The 22,989-nt window shown below is 68.5% G+C and carries 21 protein-coding genes, 2 tRNA genes and 2 pseudogenes; 11 read left to right on the top strand and 14 right to left on the bottom strand.

The window, feature by feature from the left end:
• Positions 1-18 precede the first annotated feature (18 nt).
• Both ACIRVK_RS20915 and ACIRVK_RS20910 read right to left on the bottom strand, forming a co-directional pair.
• Complete coding sequence (locus ACIRVK_RS20915) at positions 19-1,497, bottom strand: protein kinase (protein ID WP_404249104.1); 1,479 nt, start codon at positions 1,495-1,497, stop codon at positions 19-21.
• A gap of 197 nt (positions 1,498-1,694) precedes the next feature.
• Positions 1,695-2,243 (bottom strand): helix-turn-helix domain-containing protein, encoded by a 549-nt coding sequence (locus ACIRVK_RS20910; protein ID WP_404249102.1) that lies wholly within the window; start codon positions 2,241-2,243, stop codon positions 1,695-1,697.
• 182 nt (positions 2,244-2,425) lie between these two features.
• Between ACIRVK_RS20910 and ACIRVK_RS20905 the strand changes: the two genes are divergently transcribed.
• Positions 2,426-2,498, top strand: a tRNA-Ala gene (locus tag ACIRVK_RS20905).
• Positions 2,499-3,068: 570 nt separating this feature from the next.
• On the opposite strand, the gene ACIRVK_RS20900 is transcribed toward ACIRVK_RS20905, so the two are convergent.
• Positions 3,069-3,770, bottom strand: coding sequence for a DUF5324 family protein (locus tag ACIRVK_RS20900; protein WP_404249100.1), 702 nt, complete (start codon positions 3,768-3,770; stop codon positions 3,069-3,071).
• Positions 3,771-4,075: 305 nt separating this feature from the next.
• Between ACIRVK_RS20900 and ACIRVK_RS20895 the strand changes: the two genes are divergently transcribed.
• Positions 4,076-4,609, top strand: a complete 534-nt coding sequence (locus ACIRVK_RS20895; RefSeq protein WP_404249098.1) for a peptidylprolyl isomerase — start codon at positions 4,076-4,078, stop codon at positions 4,607-4,609.
• A 113-nt stretch (positions 4,610-4,722) separates the two neighbouring features.
• On the top strand, positions 4,723-5,607 hold the full coding sequence (locus tag ACIRVK_RS20890; RefSeq protein WP_404249097.1) for a rhomboid family intramembrane serine protease: 885 nt from the start codon (positions 4,723-4,725) through the stop codon (positions 5,605-5,607).
• Positions 5,608-5,899: 292 nt separating this feature from the next.
• Here the strand turns inward: ACIRVK_RS20890 and crgA are convergent, their stop codons facing one another.
• Complete coding sequence (gene crgA, locus ACIRVK_RS20885) at positions 5,900-6,154, bottom strand: cell division protein CrgA (protein ID WP_404249095.1); 255 nt, start codon at positions 6,152-6,154, stop codon at positions 5,900-5,902.
• A 142-nt stretch (positions 6,155-6,296) separates the two neighbouring features.
• On the opposite strand from crgA, the gene ACIRVK_RS20880 reads away from it, so the two are divergent.
• From ACIRVK_RS20880 to ACIRVK_RS20855, 6 genes and pseudogenes are all read left to right on the top strand, one after another.
• Positions 6,297-7,076 carry a DUF881 domain-containing protein gene (locus ACIRVK_RS20880; protein ID WP_404249093.1) on the top strand — a complete coding sequence of 260 codons (780 nt, stop codon included), beginning with the start codon at positions 6,297-6,299 and terminating at the stop codon, positions 7,074-7,076.
• A 24-nt stretch (positions 7,077-7,100) separates the two neighbouring features.
• Entirely contained in the window at positions 7,101-7,787 is a 687-nt protein-coding gene (locus ACIRVK_RS20875) for a class E sortase (protein WP_404249091.1), read from the top strand.
• Between the two features lie 17 nt (positions 7,788-7,804).
• Positions 7,805-8,003 (top strand): annotated as a pseudogene (locus tag ACIRVK_RS20870) (hypothetical protein).
• Entirely contained in the window at positions 8,000-8,638 is a 639-nt protein-coding gene (locus ACIRVK_RS20865; RefSeq protein WP_404249089.1) for an aminodeoxychorismate/anthranilate synthase component II, read from the top strand. The pseudogene ACIRVK_RS20870 and the gene ACIRVK_RS20865 overlap by 4 nt, the downstream one beginning before the upstream one ends.
• Positions 8,635-9,690: a class E sortase gene (locus ACIRVK_RS20860; protein WP_404249087.1), complete on the top strand. Its 1,056-nt coding sequence runs from the start codon at positions 8,635-8,637 to the stop codon at positions 9,688-9,690. Before ACIRVK_RS20865 ends, ACIRVK_RS20860 begins: the two co-directional genes overlap by 4 nt.
• Positions 9,691-9,696: 6 nt before the next feature.
• The gene (locus ACIRVK_RS20855; protein ID WP_404249085.1) at positions 9,697-10,464 is read left to right on the top strand and encodes a class E sortase; all 768 of its coding nucleotides are present in this window, start codon (positions 9,697-9,699) and stop codon (positions 10,462-10,464) included.
• Positions 10,465-10,490: 26 nt separating this feature from the next.
• Here the strand turns inward: ACIRVK_RS20855 and ACIRVK_RS20850 are convergent, their stop codons facing one another.
• The 7 genes from ACIRVK_RS20850 to ACIRVK_RS20820 form a co-directional block, all read right to left on the bottom strand.
• Entirely contained in the window at positions 10,491-11,105 is a 615-nt protein-coding gene (locus ACIRVK_RS20850; RefSeq protein WP_404249083.1) for a restriction endonuclease, read from the bottom strand.
• A gap of 576 nt (positions 11,106-11,681) precedes the next feature.
• Positions 11,682-13,673, bottom strand: a complete 1,992-nt coding sequence (gene pknB / locus ACIRVK_RS20845) for a Stk1 family PASTA domain-containing Ser/Thr kinase (RefSeq protein WP_404249081.1) — start codon at positions 13,671-13,673, stop codon at positions 11,682-11,684.
• Positions 13,674-13,842: 169 nt separating this feature from the next.
• Positions 13,843-15,333: a peptidoglycan D,D-transpeptidase FtsI family protein gene (locus ACIRVK_RS20840; RefSeq protein WP_404249079.1), complete on the bottom strand. Its 1,491-nt coding sequence runs from the start codon at positions 15,331-15,333 to the stop codon at positions 13,843-13,845.
• Entirely contained in the window at positions 15,330-16,769 is a 1,440-nt protein-coding gene (locus ACIRVK_RS20835; RefSeq protein ID WP_404249077.1) for an FtsW/RodA/SpoVE family cell cycle protein, read from the bottom strand. The genes ACIRVK_RS20840 and ACIRVK_RS20835 overlap by 4 nt, the downstream gene beginning before the upstream one ends.
• A 27-nt stretch (positions 16,770-16,796) precedes the next feature.
• On the bottom strand, positions 16,797-18,374 hold the full coding sequence (locus ACIRVK_RS20830) for a Stp1/IreP family PP2C-type Ser/Thr phosphatase (RefSeq protein ID WP_404249358.1): 1,578 nt from the start codon (positions 18,372-18,374) through the stop codon (positions 16,797-16,799).
• A gap of 98 nt (positions 18,375-18,472) precedes the next feature.
• Positions 18,473-18,988: an FHA domain-containing protein gene (locus tag ACIRVK_RS20825; protein ID WP_133048391.1), complete on the bottom strand. Its 516-nt coding sequence runs from the start codon at positions 18,986-18,988 to the stop codon at positions 18,473-18,475.
• A gap of 10 nt (positions 18,989-18,998) precedes the next feature.
• Positions 18,999-19,844 (bottom strand): FhaA domain-containing protein, encoded by an 846-nt coding sequence (locus ACIRVK_RS20820; protein ID WP_404249075.1) that lies wholly within the window; start codon positions 19,842-19,844, stop codon positions 18,999-19,001.
• Positions 19,845-20,343: 499 nt separating this feature from the next.
• Between ACIRVK_RS20820 and ACIRVK_RS20815 the strand changes: the two genes are divergently transcribed.
• Positions 20,344-20,430, top strand: a tRNA-Leu gene (locus ACIRVK_RS20815).
• A 206-nt stretch (positions 20,431-20,636) separates the two neighbouring features.
• Here ACIRVK_RS20815 and ACIRVK_RS20810 read toward each other — a convergent pair.
• The 3 genes and pseudogenes from ACIRVK_RS20810 to ACIRVK_RS20800 form a co-directional block, all read right to left on the bottom strand.
• Positions 20,637-21,536 carry a hypothetical protein gene (locus ACIRVK_RS20810; RefSeq protein WP_404249073.1) on the bottom strand — a complete coding sequence of 300 codons (900 nt, stop codon included), beginning with the start codon at positions 21,534-21,536 and terminating at the stop codon, positions 20,637-20,639.
• An 85-nt stretch (positions 21,537-21,621) separates the two neighbouring features.
• Positions 21,622-21,738 (bottom strand): annotated as a pseudogene (locus ACIRVK_RS20805) (aldo/keto reductase); the annotation flags it as partial.
• A gap of 114 nt (positions 21,739-21,852) precedes the next feature.
• Positions 21,853-22,446: a TetR family transcriptional regulator gene (locus ACIRVK_RS20800; RefSeq protein ID WP_404249356.1), complete on the bottom strand. Its 594-nt coding sequence runs from the start codon at positions 22,444-22,446 to the stop codon at positions 21,853-21,855.
• A gap of 114 nt (positions 22,447-22,560) precedes the next feature.
• Between ACIRVK_RS20800 and ACIRVK_RS20795 the strand changes: the two genes are divergently transcribed.
• Positions 22,561-22,989, top strand: a 429-nt coding sequence (locus ACIRVK_RS20795) for an SDR family NAD(P)-dependent oxidoreductase (RefSeq protein WP_404249071.1), incomplete at its 3' end; no start/stop codon positions are given.

The raw sequence follows: 22,989 nt of genomic DNA, 5'->3' as shown, positions 1-22,989 counted from the left end.
CGGCAGGCGCTGGGTGGTTCAGATACGGGTCAGGGCCCAGAAGCCCACGGCGTAACAGACCAGGGCGAGGAACAGGAGGGGGAGCGCCACCTTGGCGGGCGGGCCGCCGCCGGGGCGGCGAGCGGCCCGGTGGCCTCGCCGTGCGGTGCCCTGCGCGGTGCCGTGGGCCGCCTCGGGGGCGATGTGCTGTGCGGGAGATGGAACCTGGCGGTCCTGAGCGGTGTACGAAGCAGTAGAGGCTTCGCCGCGCTGGTACCCGGCGGGAGGCACGGCACGGGGGGAGGACAGGACCTGCGTGGGGTCGTGGGGGGAGACCTCGGCGGGGTGGTGCGGGGCGCCCTGTGAGGCCTGTATGTGTGGCGAGGAGACCGTGGCCTGGGGCGGCGGCAGGTGGAAGCTGCCGGTGTCCGACATGCTCGTCGGCCGGGCCGGGGCGGCGGACGGCTCGGATCGGGCGCCGGTGTCCTGGCGGGGGTCGGCCGGTGGCGTGACCCTCGCGGAGGACACGGCGTCTGTGCTCGCGCCGCTCGGCGGCGGTACGTCGCCCGAGGACACGCCGTCGGGCGCTCCGTCGCCGGGGGAGGCGGCCGCCCCCGGATCGACTCCCGGAGCCGGTTTGAGGGGCCCGTCGGCCGCGAACCCCGGCGGCAAGGGACCGAGTTGGTCGAAGACCTCGATGAGCTCGTCGTCGGGGCCGGGCTCGGGCAGCAGTTCCCGGGCCGCGGCGAGCGCCTTGCGGGCCCCCGTGGCGGTGCGGAACCGCGCCAGCGGGTCGGGCTGCAGCAGCGTCGCCACGACCTGCCACAGCGGCTCGGGAATGCCCTTGGGCGCGCTCGGCGTCCCGTGCTCGGCGAAGTACTGGACGAGCGCCTTGCTGTCCGGCTTGGCACCCTCCAGCAGATACAACGCGACCAGGCCCACCGCGAACAGGTCCGCCGGGAAGTCGGGTTCCGCGCCCATCATCTGCTCGGGCGCGAGATAACCGGGCGTTCCCACCACGAGGTTGGTCTCCGTCAGCCGCGGCTCACCCAGCCGCATGGCGATGCCGAAGTCGGACAGCCTCAGGCGCGGCAGACCGGTACCGGTGGCCTCGAGCAGCACGTTGGCCGGCTTGATGTCCCGGTGCACGACGTCCTCGGCGTGCACCGCGGCCAGCCCCGACAGCAGTTGGTCGAGCAGCGTGCAGACGAATGCCGGGGGCAGGGGACCGTAGTCGCCGACCAGATGGGCCAGCGAGCCGCCGGCGACCAGGTCCATGGTGAACAGGACCTTGTCGTCGTCGGCGGCCCAGCTGGCGGGCGCGAGCACATGCGGGTGATCGATCCGCAGGGCCTGTTCGCGCACGAAGCGCAGCAGCGAGTGCGCGTCGCGCTGCTGGAGCACCTTGGCGGCCACGTACCGGCGGCGGCGGTGGTCCCAGGCACGCCAGACGGCACCCACCCCTCCGCGCCCGATCGGGTCGACCAGTTCGTACCGGCCGGCGAAGACCTCACCCATGGCTGTGCGTCGCTCCTCCCCCTTCGGCTACCCCCCTTGCTTCCCCCTCGACGAGCGATACGACTCCCCCTCGCGCCTTCTCGCGCCGTTCCTCGGTCGGTGATGAGCGATACGACCCCGTGTGCCCCCGGCACCTCACCTCGGCCTCTGCCGTGGCCCGGTTCGCCGAACCCCCTTCGGCGAACCGGGCCGTCGGCTCAGCTCTGGTGGGACTGGTAGTGCGCGACCGCGTCGGAGGTGCGGCCGGCGCCGTAGACCCGGAGGAACTCTGCCAGTTCCGGGTGGCTCGGGGCGAGGGTGTCCGCGGCCTCGATGATGTCGCCCGCGGCGGCCACCGACCGCAGCAGCGACTGGATCTCGCGGACCACCCGCTTGACGGTCGGCGCGCCCGAACTGCTGGTCGTGGTCGTGGTGTTGCTGAGCACGGAGCCCCCCTGCGACTTCTTGATCTCCTCCATGCGGTCGGTGGCCTCCGCCGCGCTGACACTGCCGTCCGCGACCTGCCCCGCCAGGTCCTGCAGCAGCTGCACCCGCTGTACGACAGCCGGGTTGCCGATCTTCGCCCGCTGACCGCTCATCAGCTGCGACAGCATCGGAGCGGACAGGCCCAGAACCCCCGCGAGACGGGCCTGGTTGAGGCCGAGATCTTCTATGAGCTTACGGAAGAGCGCCCCCAGTGGCTCCCCGTACCAGTTCCGCTGCAGTTCCCGCGCTCTTGCGGTGGCTTCCTGCTGTGCGGCGTCCATTGCGTCTCCCCATCGCTTCCCCAAGTACGGTGGTTCGCTGTAGCGAACCACGCCGAGCATCTTACGGAGCGTGGTCGCCTGCGGGGACCCCCAATCTTTTTGCGAGATCCCCGGTAGGACCCGGTACTCTGGTGTCCGGCGCCCGTCGGTACGCGGTTCTTCCGGACGGACGCATCAATTCCGGGGCCTTAGCTCAGTTGGTAGAGCGCTGTCTTTGCATGGCAGATGTCAGGGGTTCGACTCCCCTAGGCTCCACATCCGAACCCCTCTGACCTGGACAAACGTGGTCGGAGGGGTTTCTCGTTCCGCCAGCCGCGGCGTCACTCACGGGAGCACCGGTGGACGCCTCGGAGCCGTCCTCGGGTGGGCAGGTGTCCGCCACCTGGCCGCCCGACAGCGTTGTCGGCACTCGCGTCGACTGTCCGGCCGCATCCCCCGGTGCCCGGGCCGCCGCGGCGCCAAAGGCCTTTCGGTCGCCCCGTCGACGGTGGTCCCCGTCACACACCCGCCCGTGAGGCGGGTCACCGCGTCGTCCCTGCCCCGAGAACATTGCAAAAGTTTGCGCAAAGACGAGACTGGGGCGAGGCCGAGAAAGACCGCCCGGGACGGTCCGCACGGCGGCAGATCGGCGCGGACGGACCGCCGGCCCACGTCTGAGCTGGCGCGAAAGCGAACACGTAACCGGCAGGACGCGCTCCGTAAAGACAGTCCGCGCACGGTCCACACGTCCTGGCCGTTGCAAAAGGCATCATGTGCCGTCGGCATGACCATGGGGCGGGAGACCGTCAAGTCTCCCGCCCCACAGCGCAGTTGGGTGCCCAGACGTCACCGGCCCTCGTCGCGCTGGACGGCCTCCTCCTCGGCTTCCTTGGCCTGGACCTCGGGGTCGAGCACCGACTGGGCGCTGCCGTCCACCGACGTCAGCCGACCCGACTCGGGCACCTCGGTCGCGGCGGGCGGCTCGACCAGCCAGTCCGGGTTGGCCTGCTTGTCCCACCACTTCCAGGCGGCGAAGGCGCCGCCCGCGACGGCACCGACCACCAGCAGCACCTTCGCGGCCCGGCCGGCCCGGGCCCGTCGCTGCTGCCTGCGGACCAGCTTCTGGATCTCCTTCGCCGAGACCTGGCCGCGCAGCGCGGCCAGCGCGGCCGCACCGCGCGCGGCGGCCTCGTCCGCGACGGGCCCGGCCGCGGCGACCGCCTGCTCGATCCTGGGCCGGGAGTAGTCGGCGGCCTGCTGGGCCGCCTTACGGGTACGGACGGCGGCCTCATGGGCGGCCTGGTCGACCTTCGGCGGCACCAGCGTCAGAGCCTGCTCCAGGCGCGGCGCGACATGGGCGTCGTACTGGACGCGGGCCTGGTCGGCCGCCAGGGACACCTTCGGCGCGAGCCGTACGCGTGCCTCGTGTGCGTAGTGCGCGGCCCTGTCCTTGGCCGTGTCGGCGTAGGGCGCCACCACTTCCGCGGCGTGCAGCACGCTGTCCTTCGCCGAACCGGTCGCGGCGCGCACGCTGTCGATGCGGGTCACGGGTTCCTCCTCCTCGGTGGCGTACGGTATTTCGACTTTCCACCCTTTTACGGATCATGCCTGGCAATGAACACCCAGGCATCAGAGGGCGGGCATCCGGGTCATGTGAGGATGAATAAGGGGCAACGAGAGCTTCTCGTCGACAATGCCACGGATCGCCGCCAAGCGCTTCGGTACCCGGGGGTACACGACCGGTTTTCCGCACCGGTTACCCACGATCCGCGCGGAGAAGCGGGCGCCGGGCGACGTGGGGCGCGTACCGTGCGAGGATCGGGGAGTCACGGAAAGACAACGGAAGGCAGATCGTGGCTGAGCAGCTTTACGCCACCCTGAAGACCAACAACGGCGACATCGAAGTCCGGCTCCTGCCGAACCACGCCCCCAAGACGGTCCGGAACTTCGTCGAGCTCGCCCAGGGCGAGCGTGAGTGGGTCAACCCCGCCACCGGCGCCAAGTCCACGGACAAGCTCTACGACGGCACGGTCTTCCACCGGGTGATCAGCGGTTTCATGATCCAGGGCGGTGACCCGCTGGGCAACGGCACCGGCGGTCCCGGCTACCAGTTCGAGGACGAGTTCCACCCGGATCTCTCCTTCAACAAGCCCTACCTGCTGGCCATGGCCAACGCGGGTCCGGGCACCAACGGCTCGCAGTTCTTCATCACCGTCGCCCCCACGACGTGGCTGAACCGCAAGCACACCATCTTCGGCGAGGTCACCGACGCGGCCAGCCAGAAGGTCGTGGACGCCATCGCCACCGCGCAGACCAACCCGCGCACCGACCGACCGGTCAACGACGTCGTCATCGAGTCGGTCGTCATCGAGACCCGCGAGGGCTGATCCCGAAAGGGTCCGATCCCCGCACGGCAGGAACCAAACGCCCCGCTCATCCGTAAAGATGGGCGGGGCGGTGCTTGTGCGCACCGCACCCGTACGACGACCTAGGGGATGTCATGGACCACGCGGCAGGCAGCTCGCAGGACGCGCGGAGCCTGCCCGGCTGCTACCGCCACCCCGACCGCGAGACCGGCATCCGCTGCACCCGCTGCGAGCGGCCCATCTGCCCGGAGTGCATGGTCAACGCCTCCGTGGGCTTCCAGTGCCCCGAATGCGCCCGCGGCGACTCCGGCACCGGGCACCCGCCGGCCGCCGCCCGTCCCCGGACGATCGCGGGCGGCAGCGTCACGGCCGACCCGCGGCTGGTCACCAAGCTCCTCCTCGGGATCAACGTCGCGGTGTTCATCGCCGTGCACGTGCGGCCCTCGCTGCTGAACGACCTGGTGCTCCTAGGCGCCTGGCCGCCGGCCCCCTACACACCCACGCAGGGCGTCGCCGGCGGCGAGTGGTACCGCATGGTGACCTCGATGTTCACGCACGAGCAGATCTGGCACATCGGCTTCAACATGCTGAGCCTGTGGTGGCTCGGCGGCCCCCTGGAAGCCGCCCTCGGCCGCGCCCGCTACCTGGCGGTCTACTTCACGGCGGGGCTCGCGGGCAGCGCCCTCGCCTACCTGCTGGCGTCCCCGACCACCGCCACGCTCGGTGCCTCCGGGGCGATCTTCGGTCTCTTCGGTGCCACCGCCGTCCTGATGCGCCGACTCAACTACGACATGCGGCCGATCATCGCGCTGCTGGTGATCAACCTGGTCATCACCTTCGGCTGGGGCGGCATCTCCTGGCAGGCCCACATCGGCGGCCTGGTCGCCGGGGTCTTCACGGGCTACGGCATGGTCCACGCCCCTCGCGAGCACCGCGCCCTGGTCCAGTACGGCACCTGCGCGCTCGTCCTGGTCGTCGTCGTGGTGGTGTCGCTGCTCAGGACAGCTCAGCTCACCTGATGTGCCCGGTTGTCCACAGCGGGTGGCGAAACTTGTGCATGACGTCGGGGAACAGCTGTGCCCCCTGTCACTGACCGTGTTTGCGCAGGTCAGGCAGGGGGCGAACAGGCTTGCGAAGAGTGGTGGGATGGTCGTACCGGCGTCAACGCCCGACGGGTTATCCACAGATCGTCGTTCTTTATCCCCAGGGGTTCTGTGGATTTTCCTCCAGGCCTGTGGATAACTCAGCGGATAGCCCTGGGCAGAGCTGCGTTCACCGGCCCGTAGCCCGCCCGTCGATCTCCTCGGACCGCTACTTCCACTGGGTGGAGACGCCGAATCCGGCGGCGATGAAGCCGAAGCCCACCACGATGTTCCAGTTGTCCAGCGCGTTGATGGGCAGCGAACCGTCCGTCACGTAGAAGACGACGATCCAGGCGAGGCCGATGACGAACATGGCCAGCATCACGGGCGCCACCCAGGCACGGCTGTTCAGCTTGATGGCGGTCGCCTGCTTCGCCGGGGGCGGCGTGTAGTCGGCCTTCTTGCGGATACGTGACTTCGGCACGAGGGTCTCTCCTGTCGATGCGCTGCGTGGCCGCGCAGGGAACGGGGGCTGGCTCCGGGGCAGCGTACAAGGGGACTCTTAGCGCTCCCCCGGGCGTCCGTTAGCGTAGTGCTTCCGCGGTGCCGAAGGAGATAAGGGTACGTTGAGCAATTCTGCCGACTCCCCCCAGGCGGGATCCAGTCCTGCCGGAGGGCCTCGTTTCCGGCCCGTGCGGGTGCTCACCGTGGCCGTCTTCGCCCTCGCGGGGCTCATTTTCTTCACCAGTTTCAACACGGCCAAGGGCACCAACATCCGTACGGACACGTCCTTGCTGAAGCTTTCGGACCTCATCCAGGAGCGCAGCCGCAAGAACAAGGAACTGGACGCCTCCAACGCCGCCCTGCGCGGTGACGTCGAGTCCCTCGCGGAACAGGACGACGGCAGCAGCGCGGCGCAGGGCCGGAAGCTCACCGGTCTGGAGCAGGACGCGGGCACCCGGCCGCTCAAGGGCACGGCGATCACCGTCACGCTCAACGACGCCCCGCCGAACGCCACCGCCAAGCTTCCCGGCTACCCCGAGCCGCAGCCCGACTACCTGGTCATCCACCAGCAGGACCTGCAGGCCGTGGTGAACGCCCTGTGGCAGGGCGGCGCCAAGGGCATCAAGGTCATGGACCAGCGGCTGATCTCCACCAGCGCCGTGCGTTGCGTGGGCAACACGCTGATCCTCCAGGGTCGGGTCTACTCACCGCCGTACAAGATCACCGCCGTCGGGGACCCGGACAAGCTGAACCAGGCGATGTCCGCCTCGAAGGCGATCCAGAACTACATGGTGTACGTCAACGTGTACGGCCTCGGCTGGAAAGTCACCCAGGACGGGACGGTGACTCTTCCCGGCTATTCCGGCACAGTGGATCTGCACTACGCACAGCCCGTGAAGTGAACCGATCCGTTTCAGGAGCGGCCGGTGCGCGTCGTCGTCAGGACCTTCAGTGAACTGTGCATCACCGTCGGTACCTTGATCGTCCTGTTCGTCGTGTATGTGCTGTTCTGGACGGGCGTGCGGGCGGACGGGGCGATGAGCCGCCAGATCGACGTGCTGCACCACCAGTGGTCCCGGCGGACGGCGCACCCCGCCACGACGGCCGGCACCGCGGCCGCGGTGCGGGAACCGGCGCCCTACCGACCGGGCAGTCCCTTCGCGATCATGTACATCCCGCGGCTTGGTTTCACGTGGAACAAGCCCGTGCTCGAGGACACCGCCGTGAGCACCCTGAAGAAGGGCCTGGGGCACTACGCGGGCACCGCGCAGCTCGGGCAGGTGGGCAACTTCGCGGTCGCCGGTCACCGGCGCACGTACGGTGACCCGTTCGTGGACTTCCCCGAGCTACGGCCAGGGGACGCGGTCGTGCTGACCGACGGGACCACCTGGTTCACGTATCGGATCGACAAAGGCCCCTACAAAACCGTTCCCACGGACGTTGAGGTGATCGACCCTGTGCCACGTAAGTCGGGGTACACGCGTGCGGGCCGCTACCTCACGCTGACCACGTGCGATCCGGAGTGGGGGCACAGTCACCGGCTGATCGTGTGGGGGCACCTGGACTCCACACAGCCTGTGGACGCAGGCAAGCCGGCGGCGCTGCGCCGTTAGTCTGGTGACGGTACGGCGTGCGACTGGTGCCGTGGGTGGAACGGAAGGGACGGCATGTACGGCTGGATCTGGCGGCATCTGCCGGGCAACGTGTGGGTGAAGGCGCTGATCTCACTCGCCCTGGTCCTGCTGGTGGTCTACGTCCTGTTCCAGTACGTCTTCCCGTGGGCCGAACCGCTGCTTCCCTTCAACGATGTGACGGTGAACAACCAGTGAGCGCGCGCATTCTGGTCGTGGACAACTACGACAGCTTCGTCTTCAACCTGGTCCAGTACCTGTACCAGCTGGGCGCCGAGTGCGAGGTGCTGCGCAACGACGAGGTGTCGACCGCGCACGCCCAGGACGGCTTCGACGGCGTCCTGCTGTCCCCCGGCCCGGGCACGCCCGAGGAGGCCGGCGTCTGCGTCGACATGGTGCGCCACTGCGCCACGACCGGTGTCCCGGTCTTCGGTGTCTGCCTCGGCATGCAGTCCATGCAGGTGGCGTACGGCGGTGTGGTGGACCGCGCCCCCGAGCTGCTGCACGGGAAGACCTCGCTGGTCGAGCACGAGGGCAAGGGTGTCTTCGCGGGACTGCCGACGCCGTTCCCCGCGACGCGCTACCACTCGCTGGCGGCGATGCCGTCGACCGTCCCGGCCGAGCTGGAAATCACCGCTCGAACGCACGACGGAATCATCATGGGCCTGAGGCACCGTGAACTGCCGGTCGAGGGTGTGCAGTTCCACCCGGAGTCGGTGCTCACCGAGCACGGGCACCGGATGCTGGCGAACTGGCTGGTGGAGTGCGGCGACCAGGGCGCGGTCGCGAGGTCGGCGGGGCTCGCCCCGGTGGTGGGCAGGGCCACGGCGTGACCGCGCTGCGCCCCGAGCGCGAGTCCGGCACCTCGTACGGGCAGGAGCCCCACGAGGCGTCCGGTGCGTTCGAGGACTGGACGGTGGGGCGGCAGGCGTACGAACCTCCGATCGACGAGGAGACCGTGGCACTGCGGATACCGGATCCGCCGCCCGGCGACTTCATATCGCCCTCTGACGCCTCAACGGCCGCGCAGGCCACCCCTGTCACTCTGGGCGGCCGAGCGGCCCGCAGAAAGGCCGCCAAGGGCCGTCACGGGCGCCATGGGGCGACCGCCGCGACCTCTGAGACTGTTGAGTCTCCTGAGACCGACGGGTCCTCAGGGGCCCGGGCGCCGCTGTCCCGGGTCGAGGCGCGCCGTCAGGCCCGGGCCCGCAAGCCCGGTGCGGCCGTGATCGCCAGCCGCGCGATCGGTGAGCTGTTCATCACGACCGGCGTGCTGATGCTGCTGTTCGTCTCCTACCAGCTGTGGTGGACGAACGTCCGGGCGCACGCCCAGGCCGACCAGGAGACCAGCACCCTGCAGAACGACTGGGCGAACGGTAAGCGCGCGCCCGGCGAGTTCGAGCCGGGTCAGGGCTTCGCGATCCTCCACATCCCCAAGCTGGACGTGGTGGTGCCGATCGCCGAGGGCGTCAGCAACAAGAAGGTGCTCGACAAGGGCATGGTCGGCCACTACAGCGAGGGCAGTCTGAAGACGGCCATGCCGTCCGCGAAGACCGGCAACTTCGCCCTGGCCGGCCACCGCAACACGCACGGCGAGCCGTTCCGGTACATCAACAAGCTCAAGCCCGGCGACGAGGTCGTCGTCGAGACGCAGGACGACTACTACGTCTACAAGGTGACCTCGATGCTGCCGGTGACGTCCCCCAGCAACACGAGCGTGATCGACCCCATCCCGAAGGGGTCCGGCTTCACCCAGCCCGGCCGCTACATCACCCTCACCACCTGCACGCCGGAGTTCACCAGCAAGTACCGGCTGATCGTCTGGGGCAAGATGGTCGAGGACCGGCTCCGCAGCAAGGGCAAGCCGGACGCGCTCGTCAAGTAGGGGCGGATGAACGTGGCAGCGACCACCGGCGACAGAAGAGACCGCAGACAACAGGACACGGACGCGTTCGCGGGACCGCCGGCCCGCCGACGGCGCCCCGGCCCTATCGCGATGGCGGTCAGTGTCCTCGGTGAACTCCTCATCACCGCGGGCCTGGTGCTCGGCCTGTTCGTCGTCTACTCCCTGTGGTGGACGAACGTCGTCGCCGACCGCACGGCGAACAAGGAGGCCGCGGAGGTCCGCGACACCTGGGCCCACCAGGAGGACACCGGGCCCGGCGCGCTGGACACCGGGAACGGCATCGGCTTCCTGCACGTCCCCGCCATGCAGAACGGCCAGGTCCTGGTGGAGAAGGGCACGTCGACCGACGTCCTCAACGACGGCGTGGCCGGCTACTACACCGACCCGGTGAAGGCGACGCTCCCGATGACGGGCAAGGAGGGCAACTTCGCCCTCGCCGCCCACCGCGACGGCCACGGCGCCAAGTTCCACAACATCGACAAGCTGAAGGTCGGCGACCCGATCGTCTTCGAGACGCGGGACAAGTGGTACGTCTACAAGGTCTACGACATCCTCGACGAGACCTCGAAGTACGACGTCAAGGTCATCTCCCAGATCCCCAAGGAGTCCGGCAGGACGAAGGCCGGCCACTACATCACCCTGACGACGTGCACACCGGTCTACACCTCGCGGTACCGGTACGTGGTGTGGGGCGAACTGGTCCGCGTCGACAAGGTCGACAGCAAGCGGACACCGCCGAAGGAGTTGAGCTGACAGACCTCCTTGCGGAAGGTCTGTCGCTAGCATGACGGAGGCCCGAAGCCGCAACTTCCGCTTGCGGCTTCGGGCCTTTCCATGTTCAGGCGCCGCCATAGGAGAATCTGAAGCGGTTTCCCGGTGCTCCACTCCTCCAGCAGGCCGCGGTGTACGGCGGTCACTCCGCCGGCGGTGGCGACTTTCAGCGCTTCACGGGTGAAAGGGCATGTCGCCACGAAGAGGGCCACTTCCGAGACGTGCAGAACTTTGGCCGCACCGACGAACTTCTGGACGTCAGAGCTGGTGATGGAGAAGCAGGGCGCGAATCTCTTGCACTGGACGGCGACGCGCCGCCTGTCGGCTGTACGCCCGGTGATGTCGACGCCTCGGTCTCCACAGCCGCCTCGTACGACGACGTCGGTGCAGCCGTCGAGGCGGAGCAGCTCTGCGACGTGTTGCTCGAACTCGCGGCCGGACATGGCGTCGATGGAGGCCATGACCTCGGTGTTGGGCCAGTCACGTGGCCCTTCCTGCCTCTGCAAGCGAACGCTGTGCCTTCGGAGACTCCGCTCGATGCGCTGGTCGATGCGGTCGTCGAGGGATACGACATCGCTGTGGATGGAGTTGTCCACAGGCTGAGTACACGCCAGGTACTCCATGTCCAGAAGATGCACACGCACCTGACGTGCGACTTCGCTGTCCCGGAGCAAACATGGCAACGTTGAGGACGGCGCGGCGGGAGAAGACTGCGAGCGACGCAGTGCGCGACTGGATCCCACTGAGCTCCTTAAAGGAGCTCAGTTCTGAACCTGCCACCTGGAAGTAGGCGGCCACCATCGCCGTCGTCACATGCATCCCATCCGGCAGTAGTGACAGCGCCTTGACTCTGTCGAGTACGTCCGTGCGCTCCAGCACGCCGTCGCGCAGGGACTTCGATCCAGCAGCGCCGATTCGTTGATCATGTTCTGCCCTTTGTTCGTGGTGTGGCCGTACGGCCGGGGCAGATTTCTGACATCCCGCCTCAGCCGATCAACGAGTTCGTCACATATGAAGACACGATCGAGGGAGGCCCGGCCATGCGAGACCGACAGTGGTGCACGGACAACGCGGAGTCCCCGGCACTCCTGATCAAGTGCCGGGGATCGTCCTAGTCGACGACCACCAACGAGACCCGCGAAGGGCCCCTGCCCGGGACGTTTCCCGGGCAGGGGCCCTTGCATGTCCGAGGGCACCGGTCAGCCGCCTTGGCCGCCGAAGATGTTGGTGCCGCCGTTGTTCCCACCGTTGTTGCCGCCGCCGCCGATGGTCTGCAGGTTGACCGCGGAGCCCTGGTTGACCGTGCTGCCCGGGGCCGGGTCCGAGTTGATGACGATGGCGTTGTCGTCCTGGGAGCCGTTGATGTTGCCGACCTGGAGGCCCACCTGCTGCAGGGCGTTCTTGACGTCCTTGAGCCTCTGCCCCCGGATGCCGTTCGGCACCTGGACCTGGTTGTTCTGCTTCTGACCGACGTTGATCTGCACCGTGGAGTTCTTCTTGACCTGGGTGCCGATCGACGGGTTGGTCGAGATGACCTTGCCGTTCTGGTTGTCGTCGTTCGTGGGTGTGTTGACGCAGGTGCCGGTCAGGCCGCTCTGCTGGAGCTGGTTCTTGGCGTCGTCACAGCTCTGCCCGGCTACGTTCGGCACCGCGACCGTCGCCGGGGCCTTGGCGATGGTGAGGGTGATGGTGGATCCCTTCTCCACCTCCGTACCCAGCGTCGGGTCCTGGGCCAGGACGGTGTTCGGGTTTTCTGCGGAGTCCTGCGTCTTCGTCTTCACGACGAACTTGTACTGGTCACCCTGCAGAATCTGCTGAGCTTCGTCGAGGCTCTTGCCGAGGACGCTCGGCACCGCCACCTTCGGTGCCCCGGTCGACACCACCAGGTTGACGCTGCTGTTCTTCTTGAGCTTGGTGCCCGCCGCCGGATCCGTGGAGCACACGTTGCCCTTGGCCTGGTTCTCGCAGGGCTGCTGCTTGATCGTCCCGACCGTGAGGTCGCTGTTGGTCAACTGCTTGCGGGCGTCGGACTGGGACTGGCCGACGAGACTGGGCACCGCCACCTGGTCGTTGCCGGAGTTCTTGCCGCTGAACGCCCACTGCCCGATCAGGATGGCGCCCACCAGGACCAGGATGCCGGCCACGACCAGCAGGATCGTCGAGGTGTGGTTCTTTTTCTGCTGGCGGCGCCGGTCGGGGCGGTCGTCGTAGCCGTAGCCGCCGTCGTCCGGGCTCATCGGCGGCAGCATCGACGTGGCGCCGGGGTCCGTGGAGCGCAGGGCCGTGGTCGGCTGGTCGTCGGGGTAGCCGCCGTAGCCGACGGAGCCCATCGCCGCCGTCGCCGCGACCGGCTGGCCGTCGAGACAGGCCTCGATGTCCATCCGCATCTCGTCGGCGGACTGGTAGCGGTAGTTCGGGTCCTTGACCAGCGCCTTCAGGACGATGGCGTCCATCTCGGGCGTGATCTCGGGGTCGAAGACGGACGGGGGCTGCGCCTCTTCCCGTACGTGCTGGTAGGCGACGGCGACCGGGGAGTCGCCCACGAAGGGCGGCCGTACCGTCAACAGCTCGTACAGCAGGCAACCCGTCGAATACAGGTCCGAGCGGGCGTCGACCTGCTCGCCCTTCGCCTGCTCCGGCGAGAGGTACTGCGCCGTGCCGATGACGGCGGCCGTCTGCGTCATCGTCATGCCGGAGTCGCCCATGGCGCGGGCGATGCCGAAGTCCATCACCTTGACCTGGCCGTTGCGCGTGAGCATGACGTTGGCCGGCTTGATGTCGCGGTGGACGATGCCGCTGCGGTGGGCGTACTCCAGGCCCTGGAGGATGCCGATGGTCATCTCCATCGCGCGCTCGGGCAGGAGCTTGCGGCCGGAGTGAAGCAGCTCACGGAGCGTGGAGCCGTCGACGTACTCCATGACGATGTACGGGATCGAGACCCCGTCGATGTAGTCCTCGCCCGTGTCGTAGACCGCGACGATCGCGGGATGGTTGAGCGAGGCGGCCGACTGGGCCTCCCGGCGGAACCGGGCCTGGAAGGACGGGTCACGCGCGAGGTCCGCGCGCAGCGTCTTCACCGCCACGGTGCGGCCGAGCCGGGTGTCGTGCGCGAGGTAGACCTCCGCCATGCCACCACGGCCGAGCACCTGGCCCAGCTCGTACCGGCCGCCGAGGCGACGCGGCTCTTCCATAGCTTCCTACCAGCCCTCTCCGTCGGTCCCGACCGGCACGTGTGTGCGGTCGGAGGCTGCACTCCGGGCCTACCGTACCCGGCTAGCTTTGTGTGACCTGGCCAAGTGCGTCACCCGATACAGGACCGGTATCGCAACGTGCACCGATGTGAAGGGGACGTGAGCGGGGTCACTTCTTGGAGTTGATGACTGCCTCCATCACGCTCTTGGCGATCGGGGCGGCCAGGCCACCGCCGGAGATGTCGCCGCGGTTGGCCTGGTCGTCCTGGATCACCACGGCCACGGCCACCGGCGAGCTGCCGTCGGGGAGCTTGGCGTAGGAGAGGAACCAGGCGTACGGGTTCCTGCTGTTCGCGACGCCGTTCTGGGCGGTACCGGTCTTGCCGCCCACGGTGATGCCCCCTCCGATCTGCGCGTTGGTTCCGGTGCCCTCCTTGACCACCGTCTCCATCATCGACTGCAGGATCTGCGCGTTCTTCGCCGACAGGGGCTGGCTCAGTTCCTGCGGGTCGGTCTGCGAGATGGTGTCGAGGTTGGAGGACTGGAGCTTGTCGACCATGTACGGCTTCATCAGCTTGCCGTTGTTGGCGACCGCGGAGGCGACCATCGCCATCTGCAGCGGGGTCGCGGCGGTGTTGAACTGGCCGATGGAGGACAGCGCGGTCTGCGACTTGTTCATGCCGCTGGAGAAGACCGAGGCGGCGGAGCGCGTGGGCACGAACTGCTGGGCGTCGAAGCCGAACTTCTTCGCCTCGGCCAGCATCTTGTCGTTGCCGAGGTCGGCGCCGATCTTGCCGAAGACGGAGTTGCAGGAGACCTTGAGCGCGACCCGCATGGTCGCGTTCTTGCAGGGGATGTTGCCCTCGTTCTTCAGCTCGGTGGTGGTGCCCGGCATGACGTACGGCAGCGGCGAGTCGGTGCTCTGGTCGGCGGACGTGTACAGCCCGTTCTCCAACGCGGCCGCGGCCGTGACCACCTTGAAGGTGGAGCCGGGCGGATAGACCTCGCGCAGCGCCCGGTTGAGCATCGGGTCGTTCGGGTTGTTCGCCTTCAGCAGCGAGTTCCAGGCCTTGGTGTCCGTCGACGTGGAGTTGCCGGCGAAGGTCGAGGGGTCGTACGAGGGGTACGAGGCCAGCGCCAGGATCTTGCCGGTGGACGGGTCGAGCGCGGCGACCGCGCCCTTGCCGCCCTGGGCCTTGAGACCGTCGTAAGCGGCCTTCTGCGCGGCCGCGTTGAGGGTCGTGACGACGTTCCCGCCCTGCCTCTGCTTGCCCGTGATCATGTCGAGGGTGTTGCGGAAGAAGAGCCGGTCGTCGGTGCCGGTGAGGATGCCGTCCTCGATGGACTCCAGCTGGGTGGCGCCGAAGGCCTGCGAGGCGAAGCCGGTGACCGGCGCCCACATGGGGCCGTCCTTGTAGGTGCGCTTGTACTTCAGGTCGTTGAGACCGTTCTTGCTCGTCGTGGTGGACCCGGTGATCGGGTTGCCGTCGACGATGATGTCGCCGCGCGGGGTGGAGTAACGGGCGATGGTGACGCGGCGGTTGTTCGTGTCCGTCCGCAGGCTGTCCGCCTTGACGTACTGGAGCCAGTTGTCGCGGATGAGCAGGGCCAGGACGAGAAGGCCGCAGAAGAGTGCGATCCGGCGCAGGGGCTTGTTCATGACGGGCGGACCACCTGGGTCATCTCGGCGTCGGGGTTGCTGGCGGGCGCGGGCGCCGGGCGGCGCGCCGTGTCGCTGATTCTGATCAGGATGCCGATGAGGGCCCAGTTGGCGATGACGGAGGAACCTCCGTACGCCAGGAACGGCATCGTCATACCGGTCAGCGGGATGAGCCCCATGACGCCGCCGGCGACGACGAAGACCTGGAAGGCGAAGCCGCCGGACAGGCCCACGGCGAGCAGCTTGCCGAACGGGTCGCGGGCGGCCAGCGCGGTGCGCACGCCGCGTTCCGCGATCAGGCCGTAGATCAGCAGGATCGCCATGACGCCCGTGAGGCCGAGTTCCTCGCCGAACGTGGCGAAGATGAAGTCGGAGTTGGCGGCGAACCGGATGAGGTCGGAATGGCCCTGGCCGAGGCCGGTGCCGAGGGTGCCGCCGGAGCCGAAGGCCCACAGAGCCTGCATCGACTGCTCGGAGTGGCCTGCCACGCCCTGCTGGCTGAGCTTGTACTCGTTCAGCGGGCTCAGCCAGGCGTGGACGCGCTGCTGGACGTGTGGTTCGAAGCTGGCCACGCCCACCGCGCCGATTGCCGACATCAGCAGACCGAAGACGATCCAGCTGGTCCGCTCGGTGGCGACGTACAGCATGATGACGAACATCCCGAAGAACAGCAGCGAGGTGCCGAGGTCGGTCTCGAAGACGAGGATGAGGATCGACATCGCCCAGACGACGAGGATCGGGCCGAGGTCGCGGCCGCGCGGCAGGTAGAGGCCCATGAAGCGGCGGCTGGCGAGCGCGAGGGCGTCCCGCTTCACCATGAGGTAGCCGGCGAAGAAGATCGCAAGGACGATCTTCGCGAACTCACCGGGCTGGATGGAGAATCCGGCGACCGAGATCCAGATCTTCGCACCGTAGATGTTCGCACCGAGACCCGGCACCAGCGGCAGCAGCAGCAGGACCAGCGCGCCGACCATGGAGATGTAGGTGTAGCGCTGCAGGACGCGGTGGTCCTTGAGGAAGATCAGCACCGTGATGAACAGCGCGATGCCCAGTGCGGTGTACAGCAGCTGACGGGGGGCCGCGGCGCCGGCCTGCTTGATCTGCTGCAGCAGCTTCGACTGGTCCAGGCGCCAGATCACGACGAGTCCGAGTCCGTTGAGCAGCGTGGCCAGGGGCAGCAGCAGGGGGTCCGCGTACGGGGCGAACTTCCGCACGACGAGATGGGCGACGCCGGCGAGCAGACCGAGGCCCAGACCGTAACCGAGCAGGCCGGCCGGCACCTTGCCGTCGATGGCCAGGCCCACGTTGGCATAGGCGAACACGGGGATGACGACGGCGAACACCAGCATCACCAGCTCGGTGTTCCGTCTGCTCGGCGCGCCGATGGCGCCGATCGTGGACGTATGGTGCGTCGGGGTGTTGGTAGTACTGCTCATCGTGTGACGGGGCCTCTCACGGCTTGCCTACTGCTTACCGCACATCGAGACGACCTTCTGCTCTTCCTCCGAGAGGCTGGGGCCGGGGCTGGGAGTGGCGGTGGTCGCGGACGGGTTCGGGGACGGGGACTTCGGCTTCGCGGACGAGCTCGGTGACGACGTGGCCTTGGACGTGTGCGAGGTGCTGGTGGTTCCCGTGGTGCCACCGGCCTGTCCCTGACCGGTCTTGGAGCCGGGCTTGCTCTGCGCCGCCTGCCGCTCGGCCTGCTTCTTGCACGCCGAGGCCTGCACGGCGAGCTCGTCGACCTTCTTCTGGGCGTCTGTCAGACCGCTCTCCGCGATCGTGTTCTTGACCTGCTTCTGCTGGTACGGCGGCAGGTACTTGAGTTCGATCTCGGGGTGGTCCTTCTCCACCTTGGAGAGGGAGACCCAGGCCAGGTCCTGGCTGATGCCCCGGTACAGGGCGACGTGCTCGCCGCTGGTGCCGACGTAGTACTGGGTCTGGGTCCAGCGGTAGCCGCCGTAGAGGCCGCCGCCGACGACGGCGAGGGCGAGCACCGAGTAGAAGGATCTCTTGAGCCAACGGCGGCTCTTGCGTGGTTTGACGAAGTCGTCGTCGGTGTAGTCGCCGAAGCTGCCGGCCGGGATGTAGCCGGTGGTGTCGCCGGAGCCGGGCGGGCCGAACTCGCCGCCCCCGCCCTGTCCGGGCACCTGGCGGCCGAGGTGGGAGGCGCGCCCCGCGGGCGTCTGCATGAGGCCGGGGTCGTGGTGGGGGTGGTGGTTCTGGTTCTCGGCGACCGCGCCGACCACGACGGGGGTGTCGGAGAGCTGTCCGGCGAGGGTGTCCCCGGTGTCGAGGTCGAGGACGTCGGCGATGATGACGGTGATGTTGTCGGGGCCGCCGCCGCGCAGGGCGAGCTGGATGAGCTCCTGGACGGTCTCCTGGGGGCCCTGGTAGCTGGCGAGGGTGTCCTCGAGGGTCTGGTGGGAGACCACGCCGGACAGGCCGTCGGAGCAGATCAGGTAGCGGTCACCGGCGCGGACCTCACGGATCGACAGGTCCGGCTCGACGTGTTCGCCGCTGCCCAACGCCCGCATGAGCAGGGAACGTTGGGGGTGGGTGGTGGCCTCTTCCTCGGTGATGCGGCCCTCATCGACCAGGCGCTGCACCCAGGTGTGGTCCTGCGTGATCTGGGTCAGGACGCCGTCGCGCAGCAGGTACGCGCGCGAGTCGCCGACATGGACGAGGCCGAGGCGCTGGCCGGTCCACAGGAGGGCGGTGAGCGTCGTGCCCATGCCCTCGAGCTGCGGGTCCTCCTCGACCATGGCGCGCAGTTGGTCGTTGGCGCGCTGCACGGCGGCGCCGAGGGAGGTGAGGATGTCGGAACCGGGCACGTCGTCGTCGAGGGCGACGATGGTGGAGATGGCCTCGGAGGAGGCGACCTCGCCGGCGGCGGCGCCGCCCATGCCGTCGGCGATCGCGAGCAGGCGCGGGCCGGCGTATCCGGAGTCCTCGTTGCCCTCGCGGATCATGCCCTTGTGCGATCCGGCGGCGAAGCGCAGTGACAGACTCATGCGCACCTCGCCCGTCGGCTCCGGATACATCCGCACGGTGCCCACCCTCCGGTCGGGAGCGCGCCGGGGCCCGTGGTGGGGGCCGCCGCTGCGTGCTCGCTCCGCTCGCGCCTAATCATGATGTAGCACTACTTCCGCAGCTCGATGACTGTCTTGCCGATGCGGATCGGCGCGCCCAGCGGAATCGGCGTGGGGGTCGTCAGCCGGCTCCGGTCGAGGTACGTGCCGTTGGTGGAGCCCAGGTCCTCGACGATCCAGTTGCCGTCTCGGTCGGGGTAGATCCTGGCATGACGGCTGGAGGCGTAGTCGTCGTCCAGCACGATCGTGCTGTCGTGTGCCCGGCCCAGGGTGATGGTCTGGCCCTGGAGGGCGACCGTGGTGCCGGTGAGGGTGCCCTCACTCACCACGAGCTTGGTGGGCGCGTTGCGGCGCTGGCGGCCGCCGGACTGCTGGCGCTGCTGCGGAGGGGCCGCCTGCTGGCGGGCGGCTTGCTGCTGTTGCCGCCCGGCCTCTCGCCTGGACCCGCGCTGGGTGACGCGCGTACCGAACAGGTCGCTGCGGATGACCTGCACGGCCACGATCACGAACAGCCACAGTACGGCCAGGAAACCCAGCCGCATGACCGTGAGGGTCAGCTCTGACATTGCCCCCGCTTCACCCTTCGGCTTGCCGGTAAATGATGGTGGTGCTGCCCACGACGATCCGCGAGCCGTCGCGGAGCGTAGCGCGGGTGGTGTGCTGCCCGTCCACCACGATGCCGTTGGTGGACCCGAGATCCTGGATCGTCGAGGGCGTTCCGGTCCGGATCTCACAGTGCCGGCGGGAGACGCCGGGGTCGTCGATCCGCACGTCGGCTTCGGTGCTGCGGCCCAGCACCAGCGTCGGGCGGGAGATCTGATGGCGGGTGCCGTTGATCTCGATCCAGTAGCGGGTGCCGCCGCCGGCCGCCGGGGCCGCGGCGGGCCGCTGGAGATAGGGAGCGCTGCCTCCCCGGCCGCCGGGCGGCGGAGCGGCCGGCATCGGTGGAGCGCCCGCGGGGGCGGCGGCCGGCGGGTAGCCGTAACCGCCGGGGCGGCCCGCGGCCGGGGCCGCCGGAGCGGGGCCGCCGGGAGCCTGCTGGCTGGTGGAGGAGGCGAGCGTCCGGCTGCGCACCCGGTACAGACCGGTGTCGAGGTCGTCCGCCTTCTCCAGGTGGACCTTGATGGGGCCCATGAAGGTGTAGCGCTGCTGCTTGGCGTAGTCGCGCACCATGCCGGCGAGCTCGTCGCCGAGCTGGCCGGAGTAGGGGCTGAGCCGCTCGAAGTCCGGTGTGCTCAGTTCCACGATGAAGTCGTTGGGTACGACGGTGCGGTCGCGGTTCCAGATCTGCGCGTTGTTGTCGCACTCGCGCTGGAGCGCGCCGGCGATCTCCACGGGCTGGACCTCGGACTTGAACACTTTGGCGAAGGTGCCGTTGACCAGACCTTCGAGACGCTGCTCGAACTTCTTCAGGACTCCCATGGGGCACCTCCTCCGGTGTTGCTGCCGTCCTGTTCCCCGCGTCGCGGGTACTGCCCTGCCTGGTACTGCTTACTGATCGTATCCACGCGCCGGTGAATCGGCTGGTTCCCCCTGTCGGCCCCGTCGACGGGTGTCGACACCCGTCGAGGTCCCTGCGGAGGTTCCCTCCGAGGCTCCCCTTCGAACTCCTCTCGCGAACTCCTTCTGGCATGGATCGTAGAGGCGGCCGGTGACAAGTGTCCCGCACCTGACTGTGGACCCGGCCCGGCTCCTGGGGAGACGGGCCGTACCGGTACGAGGTTGATACGAGAACCGGCACTGCTTGATACGGAGGGAAGCGCTCCGACCGTCGGCCGGTCGCCGGACGGATCGGAAGACCTCCCTGGTCGGCGGCTGCCCCGGGATAAGGGATGTGAACCCACCCCGGCCAGCGTGCTAATGTTCTGCGTGTCGGAAGGCGCCGCCCCGCAGGGGGAAGGAGCCCGAGGACACACCCAATGCGCGGGTGGCGGAATAGGCAGACGCGCTGGATTCAGGTTCCAGTGCCCGCAAGGGCGTGGGGGTTCAACTCCCCCCTCGCGCACCAGGAGAAACCGACGAAACGGGTCTCTGCCAGTGACGGAAGTCACGGCAGGGGCCCGTTTCTCGTTGCCGGGTGTCGTCTGGTGACTGTGAGGCATCGCACAGCTTTGTCAGGACATGCCAAGGCCCCAGCTCGTGAGCTATCTCACGGGTGGGGCCCGTCTTTGGTGCGTTGTGGCGCCGGGGTCGGATTGATCTATGCCGCTGGTGTCAGGTGACCGGTCGGGGTCCAGCTCCTCGGCTCTCTTGTCGGACGGCGGTGGTGGGTGCGTCGGCGGGGGCGCTCGCCGCCGAGTGGCAGCGTGTCCAGCCACTTCTTGATCTTGCGACGGTTCGCGTGGGCGAGCTGGAAGGCGAGCAGGATCGTTTGCGCTGCGATGCCGCGGATGCGGCGTGAGCCTGCGGCCTCGATGCCCTCGGCGAGGGGGTTGGAGTCGGACACCGGAGCCTCGGGGTCGCGGTGGTCGCCTTCGCGTACGTACCAGCCGGCGTCCGGGTCGGTGGCGAGCTCGGCCCGTTCGCACGGCGGCCGCGGGAGAAGGTGCGGACGGGGGTGGCGTCGATGCCCAGGGAGACCTCTGCCAGTTCTGCCAGCAACTCGTGGAGGGGGCGTACGGAGGCGTCCAGGACGAATTCGGTGAACAGGGCCAGCCGCCGCTCCCGCTCCGCCAGCTCGCCGACGTCGGCTGCGCCCGTCAGTGCGTTCGCCTCCGTGCGTGAGAGGTGCCCGTTGGGTGGCAGCGGGGAGGGGTTCATCGCGTCCTTCATGGCGTGGAAGATTCGCCGGACGACGGCGTAGGCCGCCTCGAATCCCTGGTGGTGGTCTTCGTACTCGGGAATGTCGAGACGGGCGCGCAGCTGCGGGCTGAGGCGGAAGTACAGGATGTCCGTGACCCGTTCCAAGACGATCTTGCCGCCGGTGTCCTGGGTGCAGAGGTGGAGGCCCACCAGGAGGCTTCTGAGGCGCAGGGTGCGGTGCCGGCCGCGTGGGAGGTGGACGAACTCCTCCAGCAGGGGGACAAGTTGGCTGTCGTCGACTTCCTCGATCGCTTCCTCGACGTCAGCGTCGTCGATGAATCTGCGCTTGGCACGCATTGCCAGCAGACGCACGTGGCGATCGCTGGTCGAGCTGCGTGGCGCTGTCACCCGCCGCCTCGCAGCAGGCGGGCGGCTTCTTCGGCGGGGACGGCGCTCAGAAAACGCACTGCTCGCTGACGAGGCCGATGGTGCCGTCGCGCCGGGCGGCGATCTCGTTGGCCTGGGCGATCTTGTAGCCGGGGAAGTTCGAGGACCTGACGTAGAGGATCTTGCCTGGGTGATCAGGCACAGCCGGGGCGAGAGGGTCGCGGATCCAGCCCACAGCCGGGTTTTTTCTGTGGGTTGACCAGGCGCCGTGTGGCGGGCCGGTATGCAGTTCGGGAGTCGGTCAGCCCGCATCGACTCCGAGTTCGATCACCGGTCCGACCAGGGCGAGAGCCTGATCGACGACCTCGTCCAGGCTTTCGCTGCCGTCGCTGTCCACCCAGCGGCGCAGGGCGGCTTGGAAGGCCGTCAGGGCGACGCCGGCAGCGACGGCAGGGCGCAGGTCGACGTCCGGGTCCAGTCCGGCACGCAGGGCGAGGATGCCGGTCATCTCGGCCTGCCACTGGGACTGCCGCTCCAGGAAGCGGGCCAGAAGGGCCGGGGTGTCGAGGATCAGCCTGCTCACGCGCAGCATCTTGGCCGGATTGCCGACACTCATCGAGGTGAACACCGACAGGGCACGACGCAACGCCACCGCGGGCGGCTCGTCGGCGGGCCGGGCGTTCAGCTCCGCGCACAACTTCACGCCGGCTTCCGCCAGCATGTGCACGATCACGTCTTCCTTGGAATCGAAGTAGCGCGAGAACGTACGGCGTGACATTCCCACGGCGGCCACGATCTGGTCGACCGTCGTCTCTTCGAATCCCTGGTCGGCCAGCAGCTTGACCGCGGCCTCCGCCAGTTCGCTGCGCACGAGCTGGCGCTTGCGCTCCGCCATGTTGGCCGCCGGGGCCGTCTTCGTATCTCCCACGACGTCGATGCTAATCCGAGCCAGATGAGTCCCGCCGGGCCCTATTTGACTCACTGTGTCATTAACGGCAGTCTGAGTCTCATGCCAGACAGCAAATGGACCGCATCCCGCATCCCCGACCTGACGGGCCGGACCTTCGTCGTCACCGGAGCCAACAGCGGCCTCGGCCTGGCCACCACCCGCCACCTGGCGCGGCACGGTGCGCACGTCGTCATGGCCGTACGCAACGAGGCCAAGGGCCGCCGGGCCGTCGCCGACATCCGCGCCGCCGATCCCGACGCAAGCCTTGAGACGCGCCATCTCGACCTCGCCGATCTGGACTCGGTCAAGGCGTTCGCCGCCCGCGCGCACGTCGACGCCCTGCAGGTCGACGTCCTGATCAACAACGCGGGTGTCATGACGCCACCCCGAACGCTGAGCCCCCAGGGTCACGAGTCACAGTTCGCCGGTAACCACCTCGGCCACTTCGCCCTCACCGGCCTGCTCATGGACCTGCTGCGGCAGGGGCGT

This window comes from Streptomyces sp. NPDC101152 (genome assembly GCF_044768275.1).
Classification (GTDB): Bacteria; Actinomycetota; Actinomycetes; order Streptomycetales; family Streptomycetaceae; genus Streptomyces.
Note: the sequence above shows the minus strand (reverse complement) of the source record. Positions and strands in the feature narration are given on the sequence as shown.